General features: G+C 61.7%; 15 protein-coding genes. 10 read left to right on the top strand and 5 right to left on the bottom strand.

What is annotated here, in order from left to right; genetic code table 11:
• Positions 1 to 4: 4 nt before the first annotated feature.
• Positions 5 to 346, bottom strand: coding sequence for a winged helix-turn-helix domain-containing protein (locus tag CP557_RS17125; protein ID WP_097381021.1), 342 nt, complete (start codon positions 344 to 346; stop codon positions 5 to 7).
• A 101-nt stretch (positions 347 to 447) separates the two neighbouring features.
• On the opposite strand from CP557_RS17125, the gene CP557_RS17130 reads away from it, so the two are divergent.
• The 3 genes from CP557_RS17130 (at position 448) to CP557_RS17140 (ending at position 4,076) form a co-directional block, all read left to right on the top strand.
• Positions 448 to 1,440, top strand: a complete 993-nt coding sequence (locus CP557_RS17130) for an ABC transporter ATP-binding protein (RefSeq protein ID WP_097381022.1) — start codon at positions 448 to 450, stop codon at positions 1,438 to 1,440.
• Positions 1,437 to 2,312, top strand: a complete 876-nt coding sequence (locus tag CP557_RS17135) for an ABC transporter permease subunit (RefSeq protein WP_097381023.1) — start codon at positions 1,437 to 1,439, stop codon at positions 2,310 to 2,312. Before CP557_RS17130 ends, CP557_RS17135 begins: the two co-directional genes overlap by 4 nt.
• Before the next feature lie 252 nt (positions 2,313 to 2,564).
• A complete protein-coding gene (locus CP557_RS17140; protein ID WP_097381024.1) occupies positions 2,565 to 4,076 on the top strand; it encodes an aldehyde dehydrogenase family protein in 1,512 nt (503 codons plus the stop codon).
• Between the two features lie 74 nt (positions 4,077 to 4,150).
• Here the strand turns inward: CP557_RS17140 and CP557_RS17145 are convergent, their stop codons facing one another.
• Positions 4,151 to 4,786, bottom strand: a complete 636-nt coding sequence (locus tag CP557_RS17145; protein WP_097381025.1) for a 4-vinyl reductase — start codon at positions 4,784 to 4,786, stop codon at positions 4,151 to 4,153.
• 361 nt (positions 4,787 to 5,147) lie between these two features.
• Here CP557_RS17145 and CP557_RS17150 point away from each other — a divergent pair, with 361 nt between their 5' ends.
• The 6 genes from CP557_RS17150 to CP557_RS17170 all read left to right on the top strand — a co-directional run bounded on the left by CP557_RS17150 (position 5,148) and on the right by CP557_RS17170 (position 10,060).
• A complete protein-coding gene (locus CP557_RS17150; RefSeq protein WP_004267302.1) occupies positions 5,148 to 5,576 on the top strand; it encodes a 30S ribosomal protein S12 in 429 nt (142 codons plus the stop codon).
• Positions 5,577 to 5,578: 2 nt separating this feature from the next.
• On the top strand, positions 5,579 to 6,187 hold the full coding sequence (locus tag CP557_RS17155; RefSeq protein WP_097381026.1) for a 30S ribosomal protein S7: 609 nt from the start codon (positions 5,579 to 5,581) through the stop codon (positions 6,185 to 6,187).
• A 40-nt stretch (positions 6,188 to 6,227) separates the two neighbouring features.
• Positions 6,228 to 6,947, top strand: coding sequence for a hypothetical protein (locus CP557_RS22250; protein WP_143825086.1), 720 nt, complete (start codon positions 6,228 to 6,230; stop codon positions 6,945 to 6,947).
• A 377-nt stretch (positions 6,948 to 7,324) separates the two neighbouring features.
• Positions 7,325 to 8,146, top strand: a complete 822-nt coding sequence (locus tag CP557_RS17160) for an ABC transporter permease subunit (protein ID WP_169924400.1) — start codon at positions 7,325 to 7,327, stop codon at positions 8,144 to 8,146.
• Positions 8,143 to 9,105 carry an ABC transporter permease gene (locus tag CP557_RS17165; protein WP_097381028.1) on the top strand — a complete coding sequence of 321 codons (963 nt, stop codon included), beginning with the start codon at positions 8,143 to 8,145 and terminating at the stop codon, positions 9,103 to 9,105. Before CP557_RS17160 ends, CP557_RS17165 begins: the two co-directional genes overlap by 4 nt.
• A gap of 13 nt (positions 9,106 to 9,118) precedes the next feature.
• Entirely contained in the window at positions 9,119 to 10,060 is a 942-nt protein-coding gene (locus CP557_RS17170; RefSeq protein ID WP_097381029.1) for an ABC transporter ATP-binding protein, read from the top strand.
• Positions 10,061 to 10,099: 39 nt separating this feature from the next.
• Here the strand turns inward: CP557_RS17170 and CP557_RS23585 are convergent, their stop codons facing one another.
• Together CP557_RS23585 and CP557_RS17180 are read right to left on the bottom strand one after the other, a co-directional pair.
• A complete protein-coding gene (locus CP557_RS23585) occupies positions 10,100 to 10,984 on the bottom strand; it encodes an IS6 family transposase (RefSeq protein ID WP_097381030.1) in 885 nt (294 codons plus the stop codon).
• Positions 10,985 to 11,279: 295 nt separating this feature from the next.
• Entirely contained in the window at positions 11,280 to 12,035 is a 756-nt protein-coding gene (locus CP557_RS17180) for a DUF5781 family protein (protein ID WP_097381031.1), read from the bottom strand.
• Positions 12,036 to 12,289: 254 nt separating this feature from the next.
• Between CP557_RS17180 and CP557_RS17185 the strand changes: the two genes are divergently transcribed.
• Positions 12,290 to 14,476, top strand: coding sequence for an elongation factor EF-2 (locus CP557_RS17185; RefSeq protein WP_097381032.1), 2,187 nt, complete (start codon positions 12,290 to 12,292; stop codon positions 14,474 to 14,476).
• 422 nt (positions 14,477 to 14,898) lie between these two features.
• Here CP557_RS17185 and serS read toward each other — a convergent pair whose 3' ends face one another.
• Positions 14,899 to 16,278, bottom strand: coding sequence for a serine--tRNA ligase (gene serS / locus CP557_RS17190; protein WP_097381033.1), 1,380 nt, complete (start codon positions 16,276 to 16,278; stop codon positions 14,899 to 14,901).
• Positions 16,279 to 16,300: the final 22 nt, after the last annotated feature.

Consider the following 16,300-nt stretch of genomic DNA (forward strand, 5'->3'; position numbering starts at 1 on the left):
ACGATCACAGGTCCTCGAACAGTCTGGTGAACCGATCGGCGGGATCCTCGTCGCGGCGGTGCACGTCCATCTCCATCGAGCCCTCGGCGATCTCGATCGCCACGCGCTCGAGTCGCGTGCTGTAGGTCTTGTAGTGGTGTCCATCGGGATCGAGCTCCTGGTATTCGTCGAGGAACCCCTGGTCCGCGAGCCGGTCGATCCGCCGGTAGATCGTCGGTGGCGAGGCGTCACAGCACTCGGTGAGTCGCTCGACGGACATGGGTTCCTCACTGGCCGCGATGAGGATACGGCGTGCATACTCGTCGTCGAGTAGGGCGAGCACTTCTCGGTCCTCATCGTCGGGCATTCGGTCGTTCGTATGACAGGAGGATATAAAAGAACCCACAGTTTCGCTGCGTGAAACCGTGGCTGGTGGGTTATCCTTCCCGCTGTGGTAGCGTCGTCGAGATGACCGCGATCGAGATGAGCGGCTTGACCAAGGAGTACGGCTCCCTCACGGCCGTCGACGACCTCGATCTGACCGTCGATGACGGCGAGGTGTTTGGCTTCCTGGGTCCCAACGGGGCCGGGAAGTCGACGACGATCAACATGCTACTCGATCTCACCCGCCCGACGGCTGGATCGGCGACGGTACTGGGCTACGACGCTCAGGCGGACGCCGACGCGATCGGTCCCCGCGTCGGCGTCCTCCCGGAGGGGTTCGACGTCTACCCGCGCCTGTCGGGCCGACGGCACATCGAGTTCGCCAGCAAGACGAAAGACGCCGACGACGATCCCGAGGAGATCCTGCGACGCGTCGGGCTCTCGGCCGAGGACGGCGCGCGGCCGGCTGGTGACTACTCCAAGGGAATGCGCCAGCGGCTCGCGACCGGGGTGGCGCTGGTCGGCGATCCCGAACTCCTGATCATGGACGAGCCCTCGACCGGACTCGATCCCCACGGGATCCGCGAGATGCAGGATCTCGTTCGCAGCGAGGCCGAACGCGGCACGACCGTCTTCTTCTCGAGTCACATCTTGGAACACGTCGAGGCGGTCTGTGATCGGATCGGCGTGTTGGACGACGGCGAACTCGTCGCCGTCGATACGATCGACGGGCTCCGCGAGGAGCTGGGCGGCGGCGCGACGATGACGCTCACCCTCGCGGACCCCGCCGAGTGGGCTCGTAATCTCGTCACCGAACTCGAGGGGGTCGTCGACACCGCGGCGTCCGGGCGAACCCTCGAACTATCGGTCGCCGATCCGGCGGCGAAAGCGAGCGTCGTCACCCAACTCGACGACAGTGGCGCGACGATTCGCGACGTGCGGATCGAGGAGGTCTCGCTCGAGTCGCTGTTTACCGCGCTGACGAACGGGGACGAAAACGAGCGAACGGACGGGGCGGCGACCGCCGGAGCGGACGGTGGGTCCCCGACGGAGACGGGAACGGGGGCGGTGCGATGACCGGCCACGTTGCCACCGTCGCGCGAAAGGAGTTCGACGACGCCGGCCGCTCGAAACTCCTCTGGTCGCTGATCGGGCTGCTCGTCGGGCTCGTCGTGGTCGGCTACGTCGGGATCTGGTACACGGTCGACGACGTGACTGCGGCCGAGGCACTGAGCTTCCTCGGAACGCCGTTGCAGGTAATCATCCCGATCGCGGCACTGATCGCCGGCTACATGGCCGTCGTCGGCGAGCGTCGCTCGGGAAGTATCAAACTCCTGTTGGGGCTCCCGCCCAATCGGACGGACGTCGTCTTCGGCAAGCTGGTCGGTCGCATGGGCGTCGTCGGACTCGCCATCGGGCTCGCCTTCGTCGTCTCGCTAGTCCTCGGAGCCGTTCTCTTCGGCGCGGTGCCGTTCGTCGACTGGCTGGGCTTTGGGGCCGTATCGCTGCTCTTCGGGACCACGTTCGTCGGCCTGGCCGTCGGCGTTTCCGCCGCCGTCTCTACCCGCGGCAAGTCGATGGCCATCGTCGTCGGCTTCTATATGGTGTTCGTCGCGCTGTGGGAACTGCTCACCGCCGGCCCCTACTACCTCCTCTATGACCAGGGGCCGCCGGTCGAGGCCGAGACGTGGTACCTGGTCCTCGACCAGTTCAACCCCATCTTCGCCTACACGAACCTGGCCAGTAGCCTCGTCGAGGGGTCGCTGTATCCGTTCCAGTTCCAGTACGGCCTCCAGTCGATGGAGGCATACGGGATGACCCCCGCCGAGCGCTATCCGGGCGACGCGCCGTTCTACCTCCAGGACTGGTTCGGCATCGTCGTCTTGTCGTTCTGGTTGGTCGTCCCCGTCGCGATCGGCTACGTCCGGTTTCGGCGGACGGACCTCTGAGAGGGGTGCTGTCATTGGATCGCAGCTCACACGGCGAATCGGCAGCGGAGATCGCGCTCGCCGCGGTCGATCGGACGTCGTTCGGGAACCGCTCGTCCGCCGAGCGCCGCTACCCCACGCTCCGACCGTAACTCGAGCGATCGAAACGCCCGCGGAGTCGGCGAGCAATGCTCCGAAAGCGATCTCGATAGTCCGATATCGTGAATGTCAGACCCAAATGAATAAGCCGAGCCCACCGATAGACAGATACACATGACGAATACGAGTGAGGAACCCGCCGACGAGATCGCCGTCGACGAACTCGGGATCGCGCCGGAAACCGGATGGAACGCGCTGTATCTCGACGGGGAGTGGGTTCCCGCGGGCGACCGGGACTTGATCGACGTCGAAAACCCCGCGACGCGGACGCCCCTGGCGACGGTCCCCTCGGGAACCGAGGACGACGTCGACGAGGCGTACGCGATCGCGGATGAGGCACAGGCGGAGTGGGCGGAGCGGCCGCCCCAGGAGCGCGCCGGCATCGTGTCCGAGGCCTGTCGGTTGCTGGGCGAGTACGCCGACGACCTCGCGATGTTGTTCGCGGTCGAGTGCGGCGGCGTCGAGCTGAAAGCGGATTTCGAGACCCAGCTCGCACAGGGAACGATGGAGGTCGGTGCCGGGCTGGCGATGCGCGACGGCGGTCGCCGCAAGGACTCGGTCACCCCCGGGAAGGAGAATCTGCTCGTGCGCGAACCGGCCGGCGTCGTCGGCGTCATCACGCCGTGGAATTTCCCGCTGTATCTCTCCAGCCGAGTCGTCGCACCCGCCATCGCGCTCGGCAACAGCGTGGTGTTAAAACCGGACGAACACACCCCGATAACGGGCGGCCTCGTCCTCGCGAAGGTCTTCGAGGAGGCCGGTCTCCCGGCGGGCGTCCTGAACGTCGTCCCCGGCTACGGTCACGAGATCGGCGATCACTTCTCGGGTCACTCGGTTCCGTCGGTGATGTCGTTTACCGGCTCTTCGGAAGTCGGACGCGGCGTCGGCCAGCGTGCCGTCGGCGCGTACACGGAACCCGCACTCGAACTGGGCGGAAACAACGCCCACATCGTCCTCGAAGACGCCGACCTCGAGCGGGCAATCGACGCTGGCGCGTTCGGCTCGTTCACCCATCAGGGACAGGAGTGTATTTCGATCAACCGCCATCTGGTCCACGAATCGCTGTACGACGAGTACGTGGCGGGACTGGCCGACCGCGCCGAGCAACTCCCCATCGGCGATCCCCTCGAGGAGGGAACCCTCGTCGGACCGGTCATCAACGAGAGTCAGCGCGACAAGATCGCCGGTTTCCTCGAGAAGTCGGTCGAACGCGGTGCAACGATCGAGGCCGGCGGCGACTACGAGGGACTGTTCGTCGAGCCTACGGTGCTGTCGGACGTCACCAGCGACATGCCGGTCGCTTGCAACGAACACTTCGGCCCGGTCGCGCCGGTCGTTCCATTCGAAACCGACGAGGAGGCGATTCGGATCGCCAACGACACCGAATACGGGCTGTCGGGATCGGTCCACTCGGCGGATGTCGCCCGGGCGCGTGACGTGGCCGACGCGATGGAGACGGGCATGGTCCACATCAACGACCAGCCGTTGAACGACGAACCGCACGTTGCGTTCGGCGGTGTCGGCGCATCGGGAATGGGTCGGTACAACGACGAGTGGATCCTCGAGACGCTGACGACGGTGAAGTGGATCTCGGTTCAGCGCGAACCGAGAGAGTATCCGTACTGAGACGGTCACTCCCCGTTCCGGAACCGGTGCGATCGGTTCGAACGGCTCCGTCGTCGGTTACGATACGAGACCGCTCAGAGCCATTCGACGCGATACTCACAGCGGTGATCGCCGTCCGACCGACACTGGTCGCCGACTTCCTCGACCTGTACGGGGCTGTTGGCGAACTTCTTCGCGACGCCCTTGATGAGTCCCTTGTCGAACTCACACGGATAGGGGTTCTCACAGATCATCACTCCCTCGTTCGCTCCTTCTTTCCGGAACTCGTAGGAGCCGATCTCGCTGCCGCGGTGATTCTGGTGGTAGGCCGTATCGATCGCCCGTAACGCGTTATCCACTTCGGAGAGATCCGGCGGAAATTCGACGTGCTCGGGGACGTTCTGGCCCATGTTCCGCATTCTGACGCCGCCGTACTCGTCGCGCATATCGTACAGCATGGCGAGCGGGATCTGGAGCGGATACCACTCGTCGGGTTCGATGTCTTCGAGTCCGTATTCGGCGAGTTTCGAAGAGACCTGTTTTCCCACGAACGACGAGACCGACTCGCCAGCAGCGACGTACGACAGGGGACTCCGACCGATCACTTCCGCGTCATCGAGTGACGCTTCGAATCCGATTCGATCATCTACTGCCTGCAGTTCATCGCTGGACTGGGACTCCTCGTCGGCGCTGCCGATGAGTCGCTTGATCCAACTGTTCAGTGTAGCCATAACGAGTACACGACATGTCCGATCTAACTAATAACTTTAGCTGCTGATCCGGTAAGATTATATATCTGGTTCGATCGATCCGTCCTTCGAGACAGGACTCGGGTCGCGACTCGGCGGGCAGCGAGTCGAACGGGGTGCCGACTGCCGGATCTGTCCGTCCGACGATACGATCGCATCGGAATCGAACGGTCCTCGCGAACGGAAGCGCTCCCGATCCGAGCGCGACCGGTTCCGACGCCAGCGGACGTCTCCGGCGACGAAACGCGCTGAAATCGCTTCGTTCCCCCTCGTCGCCGATTCTCGAGCCGTCACGGCGATTCGAAACGGGTCGCTTAAGTGCCTCCGTCGGATAGCGACGCCCATGGCAAACGGCAAATACGCCGCGCGCAAGCTCAAGAAGGACCGCCAGAATCAGCGGTGGTCCGACTCTGACTACGCGCGCCGCGCCCGCGGACTTCGCGAGAAGTCCGACCCGCTCGAGGGTGCACCCCAGGCTCGCGGTATCGTACTCGAAAAGGTCGGCATCGAAGCCAAACAGCCCAACTCGGCGATCCGGAAGTGCGTCCGAGTGCAGCTGATCAAGAACGGCAAGCAGGTCACCGCCTTCTGTCCCGGTGACGGCGCTATTTCGTTCATCGACGAACACGACGAAGTCACCATCGCCGGGATCGGTGGGGCGAAGGGTCGTGCGATGGGCGACCTCTCCGGTGTCAACTACAAGGTCGACAAGGTCAACGGCGTCGCACTGAAAGAACTCGTTCGCGGGAACGCGGAAAAACCGGTGCGATAACCATGGCGGCAGAAGATCAACCGGATCCGGACGCCCCGGCCGGTGGCGCAGACGTGTCGGCGAAGCTGTTCGGGACGTGGGAACTCGGCGAACTCGAGTACACCGACCCCTCGACCGAGCGCTACATCACGGTGACCCCCGTCGCCCACACCGCGGGTCGTCACGCCGGCAAGCAGTTCAAGAAGTCCCAGATCTCCATCGTCGAGCGGTTCATCAACCGCCTGATGCAGACCGAGGAGAACACGGGCAAGAAACAGCAGTCGCTCAACCACGTCCGTGACGCGTTCGAGATCATCCACGAGCGCACCGAGGAGAACCCGATTCAGGTGCTCGTCACGGCCGTCGAGAACGCGGCTCCCCGAGAGGAGACCGTCCGCCTGAAATACGGTGGTATCTCGGTCCCGAAGGCCGTCGACGTGGCCCCGCAGCGCCGGGTCGACCAGGCGCTGAAGTTCCTCGCCGAGGGCGTCTATAACGACTCGTTCAAGACGACGACCGACGTCGAGGAGGCCATCGCCAGCCAACTCATCGGCGCGTCCAACTACGACGTCCAGACGTACGCGGTCAGTCAGAAAGAAGAGAAAGAGCGCGTCGCGGCGGCGGCTCGCTAACGTTCCGACTGTCTTTCGTTTTCAGTTCTCGTACCGATAATTGCCGACTGTAGCTTGGGTACTGAGCCAGATACGACTACTCAGTCTCTTTCTCTGTATATCAGCGCGTTTTCATACGTCAGTCACACTTTTAGGAGTAACGGGGGTCACAGCAGACGATAGTCTTTCCGAGAGCCAGACCGCAGGTGGGAAACAGATTCTCAACGAGATAGAACTTGATACCTCCTCATGTGCCGATCTCGAAGAGGCCTCTCTGATCTTCCTCAAACGGGGCCAACAGGAGACGATCCGGACAAAGATACACTTGGCTCACGATATGGTGACAGTTGAACCATCGACTAACGAAGACCCAACGAAGATCAACTACTCTATTTCATTGAACCCCCATCAGGAAAGTAGTACTCAGAGGGGGGTGAAAGCAGCTAGCGGGACGAATGTTGAATCGCTCGACAACACTGATGTAGCACTTGAGAGGGCTGAGGACACGATATCGGCTGGGGATCACTTTAAAGATGACGCGCTTACCGATTCCGGGCGCGTGAGGACCGCTGGCTTGGATGATCCGGAGTTCAGCGACAATGGCGATGCGGTCACGTATGTGGAAACGAAGTCTAGTGAATGTGGTCCGCTTTGCCGAACGAATCTTGTAATCGAACGATCGTATGACTCAAGCCGTGGGACATACGATATCGACGACTCAACTGGCTTCTTTGAGACGGTCCGTGGAGATACATGTGACGGTGAGGAATTCGGTGATTGATTCCCTTGTCACGATATCCCTAATATCTATGACTGTGATATCCCCGACTCCTTTAATACGAATTGGTTTAGTGATTCTTGGGACTACGACCTTACCTCAGCCGTAGGTTCGTATTACAACAACGATTTCCCGGTTATTCCCGAAACGACTGCTGATCATGAGCAGGACACTTGGTACGATGGGACAACACTGCATGTTGAGGGATCTGTTTCTCATTCCGGAACTACTGGATTCAAATCCGTGATTCGAACCTTATTAAAAAGCAATTCAGGTGCTATCATTTACTAAAATATTTATGCTGTTTCTATGTAATTATGTCTATGAATAGGAATGGTAGAAATATAGCTGTTCCCTCTGTCAGCTCTCGAGTAGCAACCGTGGTGCTACTCGAGAGTCGCCTCCTCTCGCGGTCCGTAACGAATTGGGTGCTTACCGCAGGCGTGCTCTCGCTCGTCGTCGGGCCGATATGGCGCGTACTCGGTAGTGATATCGGGTCCGAACGGGTGACCCCGTTTCTCGTTCTCGAGTCGGGACAGTCAGCCACCGCCCGGTACTGGCTCGAGACGGCGGATCTCCTCGTGCTTCTCTTGCCTCTGATCGCGTTCCTCTATGGGTACGAGGCGTTCCCGAAGGAACGGGAGCGCGGGACGCTATTCATACTCGGATCAGCACCGCTAACTCGGCGAGACGTACTGATAGCTAAAGTTGCCGCCAGAGTCGCCTGGCTCGCAGCAGCTATCGGTCTCGGCGTGCTCCTTTCCGGGATCGGATTAATATTACTCGTTGGGGGGTTCGATCCGGTCGGCCATCTTCTGGCAGGACTGATCACGATCATTTTCGCTGGCGGTCTCCTCACGGTTGGCAGTAGTCTCTCCGTGTACTGCTCGACGCGCTGGGCCTGTCTCACGGGGATTGTTTTCGGGTATCTTGGCCTGGAATTCGCTGGTGCGCTTTTGCTCTCTCGCGTCTCTTCGCTCGTCGTCATCCACCCGTTTCAGGCGTACGTGACGCTGATTGCGGCCCCGTTTGATACCATGTACCCGTCTCTTACCGCCTCTCTGAGTGATGGGTCCGTCACCGAGTATAGTTTCGGACCGTTTTTCACACCGTCTCTCGCGCTTCCGGTCCTCGTTGGCTGGATCTGTGGACCGGTAGTGCTCGGTCACCGCCGGTTTCGCCGAGAAGTGATCGGTGCATGAGTCCGGATCGAACCCGACTGTTTGGTCGGTTATCGTCGCCGAATCAGCGGCATACGTGCCGCGCACTTGCGGGAGTGTTCCAAGCCGAAATTCGACGATATCGCTGGTCTCGAAAGCTGCTCCTTCTTGCAGCACTCCTTTCCGTATCGGTTTGGACCGCTGTAACGAGCGTGCAACCGATCTACGGTAGCAACGGTGTTCGGGGTGGTACGTATATTTCTCTTACCCAGCCAGAAACGTTCGACGGCGTCTATGGAGTGTTTGCACTCGTAGATTCCTGGTATTCGTTACTGGTACTGCTACCACCGGTTGGTCTCTTGTTCGGCTATGGAACGATCGTTCAGGCCCGTGAATCCGGTCGTCTCGAGATTGTCCTGTCACTTCCGTGTACCCGTCGGACTATTCTCCTCGGAACGGTTCTCGCGCGAATGGCCGTGTTCTCGTTCGTCGTTCTTCTCTCGTTGGCCGTCGGGTGGCTCGCCATCTGGAGTCGGTTCGAAACGGTATCGGCGTGGCGGTACCTCGTGCTGTCGGTCGTGACGTTAGCCTACGGTCTCGTCTGGATAAGCATCGGTGTCGCGATCTCGACGTCGTTCTCGACGGCACGACGGGCGGCGGCAACCGTCTTCATCACCGTTGTCGGATTCACGTTCAACTGGCACGAGGGGGTGGTTACCGGTCTCGGTTTCCATCCCACTGGCCACGCAATCAACCCACAGCAGGCGTACTTCGTACTTGTCTCGACGCCGTATTCGGACCTCTTCCCAAGGGTCCATATCGATAGCGCGATGGGTATCGATCGGTTTAGCGTTTCCTTCTTTAGTACCGACCTTGCGGATATCACCGCAAACACTCCGATACACTTCTCGTGGCCAGTTGCGACGGTCGTGCTCGTTCTGTGGATCGTCGTCCCATTGTCCTATGCATGCTGGCGTTTCGAACGAATGGAACTCACCTGAGATCCCTCAACCAATGACCCACCAACCGCCTAACCCCCACGCGATCGACCTCGACGCCGTTACACGAACGTTCGGTGATGTCACCGCCGTCGCGGACCTCGACCTCACCGTCCGTCGCGGCGAGTTGTATGGCTTCCTCGGTCCCAACGGTGCGGGAAAGACGACGACGATCGGGCTCCTGTTAAACTTTCTACAGCCGACTCGCGGGAACGTCCGTCTATTCGGCCACGACCCTCGAGACGAAGAAGTCGCGGTCAAGACTCGTACTGGAGCGCTCCCACAGGGGTTTACACCGTACTCCAGACTCACCGGGCGTGAACATCTCGAATTCGTTCGTTCGGTATACGGCGTCGACGCCGACCTCGACCGGTTCTTGAAACGCGTTGGTCTGCTCGAGGCGGCCGATCGGAACGCGGGAGCGTACTCTCACGGAATGACCCGCCGCCTCGGACTGGCGATGGCGCTCGTCGGGAGCCCGGATCTCCTGATCCTCGACGAACCGATTGCCGGACTCGATCCGGAGGGTGCCAGACGAGTTCGCGAAATCATTCGCGAGGAGAACGAACGCGGGGTGACCGTGTTCGTCTCTTCACATCAACTCACCCACGTTGAAGCGCTCTGTGACCGTGTCGGGATACTCAAAGATGGTCGACTACTGATGCAGTCGTCTATCGCGGATCTCAGAGCCGAACTCGACAGTGCGTCATCCCTTATCGTCACGGTCGAAACGAAGCCAGTCCCGTCTTCAGTCCGAGCGCGCGTGCGGGCAGTAGATGGTGTTCAAGATGCCCGGACCACAGGCGAGAAACTGATCGTCGACTATTCCGGCCCGGATACACACGCCGAGATTATCTCGGAACTCGCCGAGTCCGAATGCGGTATCGCGGACTTCGAAATCGAACGGGCATCACTCGAAGACGCGTTCGCAGCCGCTATTGACAGCAACGGAAATTGAACACGGAAATAGTTCTACCAGGAGGCGTGGGGGTATTGTTCAGATTAGCTGGTTCCAGCAGTATGCGTAGCTCTGCAGCCATGTTTCACCGGTTGCTGGATCGGCGTTTCTAAAGCAGTTTCCAAACCGGGAGGTACGTCGTTGTATCTCTTGAAAGAGACGTTCGACAGTGCTCCGATTTCCATGTGTTTCGTATCGAAATCGAAGCCCGAGGTGATGGAGTGTAGCGTTGAGCCATGGAACGGAATCGACGAGAAACACGGCATCTTCGATGTCGTGTTTCTCGCTGAGTTCGTGGGGAAACATCTCAGGAAGTGCGGTTGTACGCGTTGGATAGTGCTTGAAATGGAGAAATTCGTTGGTTTCGGGGTCGACAGCAGCATACAGCCAGTAGTGCCGATCGTCGAGTTGGATCATGATTTCGTCGAGCGCAACGTGATCCGGCTGGCTTCCCGTTGTCGGCTGTAGATCGGCTTTCTGTACCCAATTATGGATCGTCGATCTCGCCCGTTCGACCTGCAGGTAATAGTGTGCCATTCCGTCAACGTCTCTCATTCGCCCGTTGATAGAATGGAGAAACTTGAACACCCGCTGTCTGCCGTACTCCTCGAGCGGCGGAAGCAGCGAGTCCATTCTCACCCTGATCTCGGTCGGCTCGAGTCCGTCGGCGTCCGTCTCGTAGGATTCGATGGCGTTCGAGATAGCGATGCCGAGTTCGGCGAGAGTTTTGGTCTCGGTCGAGACCGGTTCGATCGACGGTGGTGCCGTCACCCCGGCCGCCGCGGTACTCCTGGCCTGCGTGTCGTAGGTGACGACCGAACGCGTCTTCAACCCGCCGTCCTCGACGAACCACGAGACGCGGTGGGGGCCGCCGGTCATCGAGACGAGGGCGCGTCGCCGGTCCCGCTCGACCCCACAGCCCATCAACTACTGACAGGCGTTCCGACGTTGGTCGGGACGAACGGAACCGACGACGAGAACGCTCACCTTCCGATGCTTCGGTCGCAATAATACGTCGGAGAATCCCTCCCTGTTCCCTGAGCAGTCCGTTCCAGAGAGCATTACTGATATGTTTCGCTATCCTATACCATAATGTAGTGGATATTTGGGTCAAAATGTGTGGCCTCAGGCATCGTGCAGCCGCGAGAACGATTCTGAGGTCGTCGGGTGGTTCCGTCGGTCGTATCACCTGCCGGACGAGCCGTTCGGGTGCGGTGACTCAGTCGGCGGCGCGTTGCCCGTTACCGACGTACGAGCGGGTCGCGTCGACGAGGACCTGGCGGTAGGTGCTCGTATCGGGTTCCCGCACGAGTTCCCGGAATCGGCGTTTGAACCCCTCGAAGTCGATTTCGGGGGCGTCCATCGCGGCCGCGTGTGCGAGGTCGTACAAGCGGTGGTCCTCGTCGACGAGGTCGTGTCGTTCCGCGAGCGCCAACGCGAACGCCGCGTTGACGGCCGTAATCTCCGGATCGGCGCTCGCGGAGAGCCGCTCGAAGCCCGGTCGCGGCGGCGTCCCCGGGCGGTCGGCGACTGCCGTCGCGAGACTCGACTCGAGGAAGGCGAGCAGTTTCTCGCCGGGGCCGACCGAGAGCGTGATGTCGTCGGCGTAGATGTCTTTCATGTGGTTTGCGATCTGGTAACAGTGTGAGAGCTTGCGCCGCTCGACGCTCTTGCCGGCCAGGGCGAGATAGAGGACCTCTTCGGTCGACTGGGTGTGGGAGGGGTGTTGCTGTTCGTGGCGGGCCATGTGGGCGAACTCGTGGAGGGCGAGTTCGCGCGCCATCGCCGAGGAGGCGGCCTGTCTCGAGATGTTGAGGACGTGACGGTCGTCGTAGTGGGCGGCCCAGGTCCGTTCGTCGGGGTCGTCCCGGAGCTGGACGTGGACCGGCAAGGAGAGCTCCTGTTCGGTTTCGAAGAGGTCGCGGGCACTGAGGAACGGTGCGGTCGGGCCCGATCCCTGGACGCGTATATCCATGTGTGCTCTTAGCAAGGGGCCGACGGAATTTGACTCTTTTGTGCGGTCGTCCGGGGCAGGTTCGCGTGTCTCCGTCGATACCGGTTCCGTCGAACGCCGCTCGAGGGCCGTCGATCGGAGCGGACGGCCCTCCATTATGAGACGGATTCACTCACTCAAATTGGATATTTCACCGCTCGCGACGGGAAACGCGACGAAATCCGGCGGCGACGAAACACTACCCTTTTGACCCCGCTGGCGGTATTGGGGGATATATGGGCCGACGCAAGAAGATCGTCCAGGAGTGTGAACGGCTGATGGACGACCCGGAGAACATCCGGAACATCGCCATCGCCGCTCACGTTGACCACGGGAAAACGACGCTGACAGACAATCTGCTGGCAGGTGCCGGCATGATCTCCGACGAGACTGCCGGCGAGCAGCTCGCGATGGACACCGAGGAAGACGAGCAGGAACGCGGGATCACCATCGACGCGGCGAACGTTTCGATGACCCACGAGTATGAGGATCAGAACCACCTGATCAACCTCATCGACACGCCGGGCCACGTCGACTTCGGTGGCGACGTGACCCGAGCGATGCGCGCCGTCGACGGTGCGCTCGTCGTCGTCGACGCCGTCGAAGGGGCGATGCCCCAGACCGAGACGGTGCTTCGGCAGGCGCTCCGAGAGGGCGTCAAGCCGACCCTGTTCATCAACAAGGTCGACCGCCTCATCTCCGAGCTCCAGGAGGGGCCCGAGGAGATGCAGGAGCGACTCCTCGCGGTCATCCGCGACGTCAACGAACTCATCCGCGGGATGACCGAGGACATGGACGACATCGACGACTGGACAGTCTCCGTCGAAGAGGGGACCGTCGGTTTCGGCTCCGCACTGTACAAGTGGGGCGTCTCCATGCCGTCGATGCAGCGCACCGGGATGGACTTCGCCGAGATCATGGAACTCGAGCGCGCCGACAAGCGTCAAGAGCTCCACGAGCGGACGCCGCTGTCGGACGTCGTGCTCGACATGGTCTGTGAGCACTTCCCGAACCCGGTCAACGCACAGCCCCGTCGTATTCCGCGTATCTGGCGCGGCGACGCCGAGTCGGATCTCGCCGACTCGATGCGCCTCGTCGACGAGGACGGCGAGGTCGTCCTGATGGTCACCGACATCGCGATGGACCCCCACGCGGGCGAAGTCGCCAGTGGCCGCGTCTTCTCGGGCACCCTCGAGAAGGGGCAGGAACTGTACGTCTCCGGGACGGCGGGCAAGAACCGCGTCCAGTCCGTGGGCGTCTACATGGGTGGCGAGCGCGAGGAAGTCGAGGAAGTTCCAGCCGGAAACATCGCCGCCGTCACCGGTCTCAAGGACGCGATCGCCGGCTCGACCGTCTCCAGCGTCGAGATGACGCCGTTCGAGACGATCGAGCACATCTCCGAGCCGGTCATTACGAAGTCCGTCGAGGCGAAGAACATGGACGACCTGCCGAAGCTGATCGAGACGCTCCGACAGGTCTCCAAGGAGGACCCGACGATCCAGATCGAGATCAACGAGGAGACGGGCGAACACCTGATCTCCGGGCAGGGTGAGCTCCACCTCGAGGTCATCACCCAGCGTATCGAGAAGAACCAGGGCATCCCGGTCAACACCGGCGAACCGATCGTCGTCTACCGCGAGCAGCCCCAGGAGGCCAGCGACCAGGTCGAGGGGATCTCGCCGAACCGACACAACCGCTTCTACATCTCCATCGAACCGATGACGGACGACCTCGTCGAGACGATCCAGCTCGGCGAGGCCTCGATGGACATGCCCGAGCAGGACCGCCGCGAGGCCCTGCAGGAGGCCGGCATGGACAAGGATACGTCCCAGAACGTCGAGCACATGCACGGGACGAACATCCTCATCGACGACACGAAGGGGATCCAGCACCTGAACGAGACGATGGAACTCGTGATCGAGGGGCTCGAGGAAGCCCTCGACAACGGTCCGCTGGCGAACGAGCCGGTGCAGGGGACGCTCATCCGTCTCCACGACGCGCGACTCCACGAGGACACCATCCACCGCGGTCCGGCACAGGTCATCCCCGCGACCCGAAACGCGCTCCACAAGGCGCTCATCGACGGTCGGATCAAGATGCTCGAGCCGATGCAGGACGTCCGCATCGACGTGCCCAACGACCACATGGGCGCAGCCTCGGGCGAGATTCAGGGCCGCCGTGGCCGCGTCGACGACATGTACCAGGAAGGCGATCTGATGGTCGTCGAGGGCATCGCGCCCGTCGGCGAGATGATCGGCTTCGCGAGCGACATTCGCTCCGCAACCGAGGGCCGCGCCTCCTGGAACACCGAGAACGCCGGCTTCGAGGTCATGTCCGACTCGCTCCAGCGCGACAAGATCATGGAGATCCGCGAGCGCAAGGGCATGAAGCTCGAGTTGCCGCCGAGCATCGACTACATATAACTCGCTGCCGACTCGCTTTCGGATCGCTCTCCGTTCGTTCGAATCGGGCTCTCGAGGGCCCCAACTCTCGGGTGCCCTCTCTCCGAACTGAGCCGTTTCCTCCCGCCGGTGGCTCATTCGGCCCGAAGCGACGACACCCCGTGTCGTTACGCTGTCAAGATCTTTACGTAGAGAGGAATCATCACCAGTGCAGTCAGCAGCGCGAGTAACCACGAGAACAGGAGCATCCCGAGGATCATCAGTATTCCGACGACGGATGCGATTACTTTCTGATGGATACTGACGTGCATACATATCAGTGTCGTTTCCAGAGTATAGTTTTTCCGCTGTCAGAACGGCGACCGTCGATCACGGCACTCGAGCGGGGTCCGCGCTCGACGTGACATCGCGTTACGCGTCAGTGCCGGACGACCGAACGGCGCTCACTCTCGCTCGCCTGCACCCACCGCGGATTCGCCGACCTTCTCGTGGCCCTCGATGCGTTCCTTGCCGCCCATGTACGGCCGCAGGGGCTCGGGGATCGTCACCGTGCCGTCCTCGTTCTGGTAGTACTCGAGGATGGCGACCATGACCCGGGGGATCGCGAGCCCGGAGGCGTTCAGGGTGTGCAGATACTCGGCCGATTCGTGGCGCTCGGGCCGGTAACGCAGGCCGGCGCGGCGGGCCTGGAAGTCCTCGAAGTTCGAGGCCGAGGAGACCTCGAGCCAGCGGCCGCCCTCGTCGGGGCCGTCGTCCATGTCGTCGCCGGGAGCCCAGACCTCGATGTCGTAGGTCTTGGCGCTGGCGAAGGTCAGGTCGCCGGTACAGAGATCGAGGATGCGGTAGGGGAGCTCGAGCCGTTTGAGAACTTCTTCGGCTTCCCCGAGGAGTTCCTCGAGGCGGTCGTAGCTCTCCTCGGGCTCGACGAAGTTGACGAGTTCGACCTTGTTGAACTGGTGGACGCGGACGATGCCTCGCGTTTCGGTGCCGTGCTCGCCGGCCTCACGGCGGAAGTTCGGCGTGTAGGCCTGGTGTTTCAGCGGGAGGTCGTCGTCCAGCAGGATCTCGCCGGCGTACATGTTGGTGACGGGGACCTCCGCGGTGGGACAGAGCCAGAGGTCGTCGTCCTCGTACGCTTCCTCGTTGCTCCCGCCCAGCCGGTAGGCGTCGTCGGCGAACTTCGGGAGCTGGCCGGTACCCCGCATGGACGTGCTCTTGACTGGAACCGGCGGGAAGACGTCGACGTACCCCTGCTCGCGGTGGACGTCCATCATGAACTGGATCAGGGCGTGTTCGAGCTGTGCGCCCTCTCCTTTGAGGAAGTAAAAGCCCGCGCCGGTGGTCTTGGCGGCGCGTTCCTCGTCGATGATGTCCAGTTCCTCGCCGAGTTCGTAGTGGGGGGTGACCTCGTCGGGGAGGTCGTGGGGTTCGTCGAAGCCCCACCGTCGGTCCTCGACGTTGTGGCGTTCGTCGACGCCCAGCGGAACGCTCTCGTGGGGGATCTGTGGGATCTCGAACAGCCGTTCCCGGAGTTCGTCCTCGAGGGCTGCGCCCTCGTCCTCGATTTCCTCGATCTCGGCTTTGAGTTCCCGCGAGCGCTCGAGGGCTTCCTCGCGCTCTTCGTCTTTCCCTTCGGCGACGAGTTCGCCGATCTTCTTCGAGACCTGATTGCGGTCGTGGCGCAGGTCGTCGCCGCGGGCTTTCAGCTCCCGCCAGCGTTCGTCGAGTTCGAGGAACTCGTCGACATCGACGTCAGCCCCACGGTCGTCGAGGGCCTCGCGTACCTCGTCGGGGTTCTCGCGCAGATAGGTCCGGTCGAGCATTGATCGTGCGTTCTTCGCGCCC

The sequence above is a fragment of the Natrinema ejinorense genome, assembly GCF_002494345.1.
GTDB classification, from domain to species: domain Archaea; phylum Halobacteriota; class Halobacteria; order Halobacteriales; family Natrialbaceae; genus Natrinema; species Natrinema longum.

What these genes read in the sequence shown, in the direction of transcription:
- CP557_RS23585 (WP_097381030.1), bottom strand. Translation starts at nt 10,984, where the DNA reads ATGGGCTGTGGGGTCGAGCGGGACCGGCGACGCGCCCTCGTCTCGATG.
- CP557_RS17130 (WP_097381022.1), top strand. Translation starts at nt 448, where the DNA reads ATGACCGCGATCGAGATGAGCGGCTTGACCAAGGAGTACGGCTCCCTC.
- CP557_RS17145 (WP_097381025.1), bottom strand. Translation starts at nt 4,786, where the DNA reads ATGGCTACACTGAACAGTTGGATCAAGCGACTCATCGGCAGCGCCGAC.
- CP557_RS17135 (WP_097381023.1), top strand. Translation starts at nt 1,437, where the DNA reads ATGACCGGCCACGTTGCCACCGTCGCGCGAAAGGAGTTCGACGACGCC.
- CP557_RS17185 (WP_097381032.1), top strand. Translation starts at nt 12,290, where the DNA reads ATGGGCCGACGCAAGAAGATCGTCCAGGAGTGTGAACGGCTGATGGAC.
- CP557_RS17140 (WP_097381024.1), top strand. Translation starts at nt 2,565, where the DNA reads ATGACGAATACGAGTGAGGAACCCGCCGACGAGATCGCCGTCGACGAA.
- CP557_RS17125 (WP_097381021.1), bottom strand. Translation starts at nt 346, where the DNA reads ATGCCCGACGATGAGGACCGAGAAGTGCTCGCCCTACTCGACGACGAG.
- CP557_RS17165 (WP_097381028.1), top strand. Translation starts at nt 8,143, where the DNA reads ATGAGTCCGGATCGAACCCGACTGTTTGGTCGGTTATCGTCGCCGAAT.
- serS (WP_097381033.1), bottom strand. Translation starts at nt 16,278, where the DNA reads ATGCTCGACCGGACCTATCTGCGCGAGAACCCCGACGAGGTACGCGAG.
- CP557_RS17150 (WP_004267302.1), top strand. Translation starts at nt 5,148, where the DNA reads ATGGCAAACGGCAAATACGCCGCGCGCAAGCTCAAGAAGGACCGCCAG.
- CP557_RS17155 (WP_097381026.1), top strand. Translation starts at nt 5,579, where the DNA reads ATGGCGGCAGAAGATCAACCGGATCCGGACGCCCCGGCCGGTGGCGCA.
- CP557_RS17170 (WP_097381029.1), top strand. Translation starts at nt 9,119, where the DNA reads ATGACCCACCAACCGCCTAACCCCCACGCGATCGACCTCGACGCCGTT.
- CP557_RS17180 (WP_097381031.1), bottom strand. Translation starts at nt 12,035, where the DNA reads ATGGATATACGCGTCCAGGGATCGGGCCCGACCGCACCGTTCCTCAGT.